The sequence below is a fragment of the Streptomyces sp. NPDC037100 genome, from assembly GCF_055606225.1.
Genome location: NZ_JBVJSX010000004.1, coordinates 194848 through 202276 on the forward strand (window position 1 = coordinate 194848; position 7429 = coordinate 202276).

Genomic DNA, 7429 nt, shown 5'->3' on the forward strand with positions numbered 1-7429 from the left:
GGACATGGGACAGCTGAGGGTGACGGGGACCCTGGGGAATCGCGGAGGAACGAACAGCAGTGGGCAACAGAAGGCGCGTCGCCGAGCGACGGAAGACGAGACCCGCCGTGATCGGCGGGATGATCGCCGTGGTCGTCGCGGGCGGCGGAGCCGGTGCCTACGCGCTGTTCGGCGGTGGTGCCGCCGCCGACGACGGCTCGCGGGCGGCGGACCAGAAGCCCAAGGTGAAGACCGGCCCGCTGTCACCGACCGAGGTCACCACCACCGCCACCGCCTTCCTCACCGCCTGGCAGTCCGGAAAGATCCCCCAGGCCGCCGCAGCCACCGACGACCCCTCCGCGGCCCGGCCGCTGCTCACCGGCTACACCAAGGACGCCCACATCAAGGACGTCACCCTCATCCCGGGCAAGCCCGCCGGCGACAAGGTGCCGTTCTCCGTCAAGGGCACGGTGTCCTACAAGGGAACCGACAAGCCACTGACGTACGACAGCGCCCTGACCGTGATGCGCCGCACCAGCGACGGAAAGCCCCTGGTCGACTGGCATTCCACGGTCGTCCACCCGGATCTGAAGGACGGCGACACACTGGTCACCGGCGCATCGGGCACGCCCCCGGTCAAGGCCCTCGACCGGGACGGCGGGGAGCTGACCGCGAAGAAGTACCCGTCCCTCGGCCCGGTCCTGGACGGACTGCGCGAGAAGTACGGCAAGAAGGCCGGCGGCAAGGCCGGTATCGAGCTGCGGGTCGTACGCGGCAAGGCCGCCAAGGTGAAGGATCTCTCCGACAAGACCCTCCTGGAGCTGAGCGAGGGCACACCGGGCACGGTGAAGACCACGCTGGACCCGGCCCTGCAGGCGGCGGCCGAGCAGAAGGTCGCGAAGAAGGCCAGGTCGTCGGTGGTCCTGCTGCGGGTGTCGACCGGTGAGATCCTGGCCGCCGCCAACGCCTCCCCCGGCTTCAACACCGCCTTCCAGGGCTCCCTGGCCCCCGGCTCCACGATGAAGGTCATCACCTCGTCGCTGCTGCTGGAGAAGGGCCTGGCCTCGGCGGACAAGAAGCACCCGTGCCCGAAGTACTTCACGTACGGCCACTGGAAGTTCCAGAACGACGACAAGTTCGAGATCAAGAACGGCACCTTCAAGGCGAGCTTCGCCCGGTCCTGCAACACGGCCTTCATCAGCCAGGCCCCGAAGCTGAAGAACGACGACCTGACCAAGGAGGCCCAGCAGGTCTTCGGCCTGGGGCTGAACAACTGGGCGATCGGTGTGCCGTCCTTCGACGGCGCGGTGCCGGTGCAGTCGGCGGCCCAGATGGGCGCCTCACTGATCGGGCAGGGCGGGGTCCGCATGAACCCGCTGAACATGGCGTCCGTCTCGGCGACGGTCAAGGCCGGCACCTTCCACCAGCCCTACCTGGTCTCCCCGGACGTGGACGGACGCAAGCTGGCGAAGGCCTCCCGCACCCTGCCGGCGAGCACCCTGTCCCAGCTGCGGGAGCTGATGTCGTACACGGCCGCGTACGGCACGGCCGCGGAGGCGATGGCCGGGGTCGGCGGCGACGTCGGCGCGAAGACCGGGTCCGCGGAGGTCGACGGGCAGAAGAAGCCGAACGGCTGGTTCACTGCCTATCGGGGCGACCTGGCTGCCGCGGGCGTGGTCCAGCAGGGTGGGCACGGCGGCTCGACGGCGGGTCCGATCGTGGCGGCGCTGCTGAAGGCGGGCGGCTGAGCGCGGGGCTCAATGGGTGACGGGTTCCGCGGCGGCCGTGTACGTCCGCCGCAGGAACCGCAGCAGCGCCTGCCGTTCGAACTGCACCACCGACACACCCTGCGCGGTGTGGAACTCCACGACGACCTGTACCCGGCCGCAGGGCCACACCCGTACCTCGCCGCTCCCGGCGGGCGCCCGCAGCCCCTCCTCCAGCAGCTCGCGGCCGAAGATCCATTCGCCTCCACCGGCACCGGGCAGCGCCATGCGCACCTTGCGGGGGTCGTGGTCGGGGTCGTAACGGAGCCTGACCGGCACCGCCTCCAGCTCGTCGACAAGCGGGACGGCCGCGTCCGAGACGATGTGGGCTCGCGCGTACTGCTCGACTACGGACATCGGACGGCCCCTTCACCGTGCGCAATCCGAGTGGAAACCGTGCGTCCACTCCCCCTCCAATGTCGCATATTTTCTGGATTACGCCCGTGGAGCCGGATACCTCACGGGTGAGATAAAACGAGCTTCACGCTCTTGCAAATCGTTCGCATCAAGCCACATCATCGAACGGTGCATGTACCTGACGGATTCATCAACGCGCCCACCTCCGCCGCCGCCGGTGTGATCGCCGCGGGCGCCGTCGCCGTGAGCCTGCGCGGCGCACGCCGCGAACTCGACGAGCGCACGGCGCCGCTGGCCGGACTCGTCGCGGCGTTCATCTTCGCCGTGCAGATGCTGAACTTCCCCGTCGCGGCGGGGACCAGCGGCCATCTTCTCGGCGGTGCGCTGGCGGCGATACTCGTCGGCCCCTACACCGGGGTCCTGTGCGTCTCCGTCGTCCTGCTGATGCAGGGCATCCTCTTCGCGGACGGCGGTCTGACCGCCCTCGGCGTGAACATCACCAACATGGCGATCGTCACGACCGTCGTCGCCTACGTCCTCTTCCGCGGCCTGGTGAAGGTGCTGCCCCGCACCCGCCGGTCGGTCACCGCGGCCTCCTTCGTCGCCGCCCTGGTGTCCGTCCCGGCCGCCGCCCTGGCCTTCACGCTGATGTACGCGATCGGTGGCACCACCGACGTCTCGATCGGCAAGGTCGCCACCGCCATGGGCGGCGTGCACGTCCTGATCGGCATCGGCGAGGCCGTGATCACCGCGCTCACCGTCGGCGCGGTCATCGCCGTACGCCCGGACCTGGTGTACGGGGCACGTGGCCTGACGCAGAAGCTCAAGCTGCGGGTGAACGGCGAACTGGTCGACGCGCCCGGCGCGGAGCCCGAGCCCGCCCCCGTGGCCGCCCGGACCTCGCACCGCAAGGTCTGGGCCGCGGGCCTGGTCACCTCCCTCGTGCTGGCCGGTTTCGTCAGTTTCTACGCCTCGGCGAACCCCGACGGCCTGGAGAAGGTCGCCACCGACCACGGCATCGACAAGAAGGCCGAGGAGCACGCCGCGGCCGGCTCCCCGCTCGCCGACTACGGCGTCGAGGACGTCGACGACGCGCGCCTGTCCGGGGGGCTGGCGGGCGTGATCGGCGTGGGCGTCACGGTGGTCGCGGGCACCGGGGTGTTCTGGGCCGTGCGCCGCCGTCGCACGCAGGACACGTCCCCGTCGGACACGACGAGCCTGACGAGCGTCTGACATGGGAGCGGGTCACGCGCACAAGCTGTACCGGCACGGGCACTCGCCCGTGCACGGCCTGCCCCCGCACACCAAGCTCGCCGCCGTGTTCGCCTTCGTGGTGGTCGTGGTGTCGACGCCGCGCGAGGCGATGTGGGCGTTCGGGCTGTACGCCGTGCTGCTCGGGGCCGTCGCCTTCGCCGCGCGCGTGCCCGCCGCCTTCCTGCTCAGGCGGTTGCTGATCGAGGTGCCGTTCGTCGCGTTCGCGGTGCTCATGCCGTTCGTGGCGGAGGGCGAGCGGGTCGACGTCCTGGGCCTGTCCCTGAGCGTCAACGGCCTCTGGGGAGCCTGGAACGTACTCGCCAAGGGCACGCTCGGCGTCGCGGCCTCGGTGCTGCTGGCCGCCACCACCGAGCTGCGCGAACTGCTCCTGGGCCTCCAGCGCCTCAAGCTCCCGCCGCTCCTCGTACAGATCGCGTCCTTCATGATCCGCTACGGCGACGTCATCACCGACGAGATGCGGCGCATGAGGATCGCCCGGGAGTCCCGCGGCTTCGAAGCCGGCGGCGTCCAGCACTGGGGCGTCCTCGCCAAGTCGGCGGGAGCGCTGTTCATCCGCTCCTACGAGCGCGGCGAGCGCGTGCACCTGGCCATGATCAGCCGCGGCTACGCCGGCTCCATGCCCGTCATCGACGAGGTGACCGCGTCCCGGGCGCAGTGGTCGTACGCCCTCGCCCTCCCCTGCGCCGCCCTCCTCGTCTGTCTGCTGGGATGGACCCTGTGACTGCTTCTCTCGAGGTCTCCGGACTCGCCTTCGCCTACCCCGACGGACACCAGGCCCTCTTCGGCGTCGACTTCTCGGTCGCGCGCGGTGAGCGGGTCGCACTGCTCGGTCCGAACGGCGCCGGCAAGACGACCCTCGTGCTGCACCTCAACGGCATCCTGACCGGCGGCGCCGGCAGCGTGAAGGTCGCCGGGCTGCCCGTGGACAAGCGGAACATGGCCGAGGTCCGGCGCCGGGTCGGCATCGTCTTCCAGGACCCGGACGACCAGCTGTTCATGCCGACGGTCCGGGAGGACGTGGCGTTCGGGCCGGCGGCGGCCGGGCTGAAGGGGCCCGAGCTGGAGGAGCGCGTCCAGCGGGCGCTGGAGCGGGTCGGCATGGCGGATTTCAAGGACCGCCCGCCGCACCACCTGTCCTTCGGGCAGCGCCGCCGGGTGGCCGTGGCGACCGTGCTGGCGATGGAGCCGGAGATCCTCGTCCTGGACGAGCCCTCCTCCAACCTCGACCCCGCCTCCCGCCGCGAACTGGCGGACATCCTGCGCTCGCTGGACGTGACCGTGCTGATGGTCACGCACGACCTGCCCTACGCGCTGGAGCTGTGCCCGCGCTCCCTGATCCTCAGCGACGGGGTGATCGCGGCCGACGGGCCGACCGGTGAGCTGCTCTCCGACGAGGAGCTGATGCGGGCCCACCGCCTGGAGCTGCCGTTCGGCTTCGATCCGCGTTCCGTCCCGGTGGCGCCGGCCCGTCCGTGACAATGGGCGCGTGACGAACGAGGAGAGCGACGGGTCGCTGCTGCTGGACGAGCAGCTGTGCTTCGCGCTGTACGCCGCGCAGCGAGCGGTGACGGCGGCGTACCGCCCGCTCCTCGACGAGCTGGGCCTCACCTACCCCCAGTACCTGGTGCTGCTGGTCCTCTGGGAGCGCGGCGAGACCAACGTCAAGGACCTGGCCGCGGCTCTGCGCCTGGACTACGGCACGGTCTCGCCGCTGCTGAAGCGGCTGGAGGCGGCCGGCCTGGTACGGCGTGAGCGGTCGGCGCGGGACGAGCGGTCGGTGCTGGTGGCCGTGACCGGACGCGGACAGGAACTCCGGGAACGGGCGGGCCGGGTGCCCGGTGCGCTGCTCGCGGCGACCGGGCTCGACGCGGCGGAGGCCGGGCGGCTGCGGGCGGAGCTGTGGCGGCTGGCCGCGCGTGCGGAGTCGGCGGCGGACCGGTCCCGCTGAGGGTTACCCCCGGTTGCCCACCCCCTGGGCATGACAGGGGAGTTACCGGCCAGTACCTTGTGCACGATGTATTTGTGCGCACTTGGTTCCGGGGGAGGACAGCATGACTGACGGCCCCGCCGTCGACACCCGCCCGACGAAGATCATGTACGTGGCGGAGGCCACCGCCCACGGCGGCCGCGAGGGCTATGTGACCAGTCAGGACGGTCAGCTCGACCTCAGGGTCGCGATGCCCCCGCAGCTCGGCGGCGACGGCAACGGCACCAACCCGGAACAGCTCTTCGCGGCCGGCTACAGCGCCTGTTTCCACAACGCCCTGATCCTCGTCGGCAACCGCGAGGGCTACGACCTGGCCGGCTCCACGGTCGCCGCGAAGGTCGGCATCGGCCCCAACCGGCAGCGCGGCTACGGCCTCGCGGTCGCCCTCACCGTCTCCCTGCCGGTCGTCGACCCGGACCTCGCGACGAAGCTGGTGGACGCGGCCCACGAGATCTGCCCGTACTCGAACGCGACCCGCGGGAACATCGACGTGACCATCCTGCTTGGCTAGGGGGAACACCAGCACAGCGGCGAGACGAGGAGTACGGGCGTGGACGTGCACGGCACAGTGGCCGAGGGCTTCGAGCCGGTGAGGGACGCGTTCGTACGGAACTTCGACACGCTCGGGGACCGGGGCGCGGCGGTCGCCGTCTACCGGGACGGGCACAAGGTCGTCGACCTGTGGGGCGGCACGAAGGACGTCGACGGCACGGCCCCCTGGGAGCGCGGCACGGCCCAGGTCGTGCGCTCGGCGACCAAGGGTGTCGCCGCCGCCGTTCTCCTGTCGCTGCACCAGCGCGGGCAGCTGGACCTGGACGCGCCGGTGGGGCACTACTGGCCGGAGTTCAAGGCGCGGGGCAAGGAGCGGGTGCTGGTCCGGCACGTGCTGAACCACCGGGCCGGGCTGCCGGTCCTCGACCGGCCGCTCACCCCGCAGGAGGCCCTCGACCCGCTGAGGGGCCCGGAGGCGGTCGCCGCGCAGGCCCCGGCCTGGGAGCCCGGCACCGACCACGGCTACCACGCGCTCACCTACGGCTGGCTGGTCGACGAACTGGTGCGGCGCGTGACCGGGCAGGGCACCGGGCAGTGGCTGGCGTCGCAGATCACCGGCCCGCTGGGGCTGGACCTCTGGCTCGGTCTGCCGGAGTCGGAGGGCGGCCGGGTCGGGCGGGTGGGCCGCGTCGAGGGAGCCGAGCCGGCCGGCGGCCTGCGGGCCCGCCCCAAGCGCTCGGTCACCGAGGCCTACGAGGACCCGGCCTCCCTCACACGCAGGGCGTTCGCCGCGATCTCCCCGTTCCCGGATCAGAACGACCCCGTCTACCGCGCGACCGCCCTCCCCGCGACGAACGCCATGGCGACGGCGGACGGGCTGGCGCGCTTCTACGCGACCCTGATCGGCGACACGGCCGGCGCCGGGCGCCTCTTCACCCCGGAGACGGTGGAACTGGCCCGGGCCGAGGAGTCGGCGGGCCCGGACCGGGTGCTGGTGGTCGGCACCCGCTTCGGCCTCGGGTACATGCTGCACGGCAGCGCCTCGCCGTTCCTCACCCCCGGATCCTTCGGCCACCCCGGCCGCGGCGGCGCCCTCGGCTTCGCCGACCCGGAGACGGGGATCGCCTTCGGCTACGTCACCAACGGCTTCCGCAAGACGGTGACGGCGGACCCGCGGGCGCAGGGGCTGGTGCGGGCGGTACGGGGAGCACTGAACCTCTAGACGTGGATGGGGTGCGAGGTCCGGCCGGACGCCTGGTCGATCTCCTCGTGGGCTTTGGTCAGCAGCTGCATGGCGAGTTCGTTGAGCGCCCTCGCCCCGGCGATCTCCTCCCCGACCCTCGGCTGATTGGCGTCGGTCCGGTGCCGGCTCGCGTGCCCGTGCGCCCGTACCTCGGTGCCGTCGGGCAGGCGGACCATCGCCGCCGCTCGCGTGTGCTGGTCGTCCTCCGTGAACTCCATCTCGACGTGCCACCCCACGGTGGTGTGCATCATGACGATCACCTCCGGAACGCTTAGTTCCAGGGTGCTCCTCGCGCGGGCCGGACGCACCCGCCTGTACCAGGCCCCCATC

General features: G+C 71.6%; 9 protein-coding genes. 7 read left to right on the plus strand and 2 right to left on the minus strand.

Going from position 1 to position 7429, the window contains the following annotated elements; genetic code table 11:
* The first annotated feature begins 59 nt into the window (after positions 1-59).
* Entirely contained in the window at positions 60-1727 is a 1668-nt protein-coding gene (locus ACZ7EG_RS15060; RefSeq protein ID WP_471077569.1) for a penicillin-binding transpeptidase domain-containing protein, read from the plus strand.
* Positions 1728-1736: 9 nt separating this feature from the next.
* Here ACZ7EG_RS15060 and ACZ7EG_RS15065 read toward each other — a convergent pair whose 3' ends face one another.
* Positions 1737-2102 (minus strand): SsgA family sporulation/cell division regulator, encoded by a 366-nt coding sequence (locus ACZ7EG_RS15065; RefSeq protein ID WP_471077572.1) that lies wholly within the window; start codon positions 2100-2102, stop codon positions 1737-1739.
* A 168-nt stretch (positions 2103-2270) separates the two neighbouring features.
* On the opposite strand from ACZ7EG_RS15065, the gene ACZ7EG_RS15070 reads away from it, so the two are divergent.
* The 6 genes from ACZ7EG_RS15070 to ACZ7EG_RS15095 all read left to right on the plus strand — a co-directional run bounded on the left by ACZ7EG_RS15070 (position 2271) and on the right by ACZ7EG_RS15095 (position 7078).
* Complete coding sequence (locus ACZ7EG_RS15070; RefSeq protein WP_471077575.1) at positions 2271-3335, plus strand: energy-coupling factor ABC transporter permease; 1065 nt, start codon at positions 2271-2273, stop codon at positions 3333-3335.
* A 1-nt stretch (position 3336) separates the two neighbouring features.
* On the plus strand, positions 3337-4098 hold the full coding sequence (gene cbiQ, locus ACZ7EG_RS15075; RefSeq protein ID WP_471077578.1) for a cobalt ECF transporter T component CbiQ: 762 nt from the start codon (positions 3337-3339) through the stop codon (positions 4096-4098).
* Entirely contained in the window at positions 4086-4853 is a 768-nt protein-coding gene (locus ACZ7EG_RS15080; RefSeq protein WP_471077581.1) for an energy-coupling factor ABC transporter ATP-binding protein, read from the plus strand. The genes cbiQ and ACZ7EG_RS15080 overlap by 13 nt, the downstream gene beginning before the upstream one ends.
* A gap of 10 nt (positions 4854-4863) precedes the next feature.
* Entirely contained in the window at positions 4864-5325 is a 462-nt protein-coding gene (locus tag ACZ7EG_RS15085; protein WP_471077584.1) for a MarR family winged helix-turn-helix transcriptional regulator, read from the plus strand.
* Between the two features lie 103 nt (positions 5326-5428).
* Entirely contained in the window at positions 5429-5875 is a 447-nt protein-coding gene (locus ACZ7EG_RS15090) for an organic hydroperoxide resistance protein (RefSeq protein ID WP_471077587.1), read from the plus strand.
* Between the two features lie 39 nt (positions 5876-5914).
* Positions 5915-7078: a serine hydrolase domain-containing protein gene (locus ACZ7EG_RS15095; protein WP_471077590.1), complete on the plus strand. Its 1164-nt coding sequence runs from the start codon at positions 5915-5917 to the stop codon at positions 7076-7078.
* Here ACZ7EG_RS15095 and ACZ7EG_RS15100 read toward each other — a convergent pair.
* Positions 7075-7350: a DUF1876 domain-containing protein gene (locus ACZ7EG_RS15100; protein ID WP_033312149.1), complete on the minus strand. Its 276-nt coding sequence runs from the start codon at positions 7348-7350 to the stop codon at positions 7075-7077. The two genes, ACZ7EG_RS15095 and ACZ7EG_RS15100, sit on opposite strands and share 4 nt — an antisense overlap.
* Between the last annotated feature and the right edge of the window lie 79 nt (positions 7351-7429).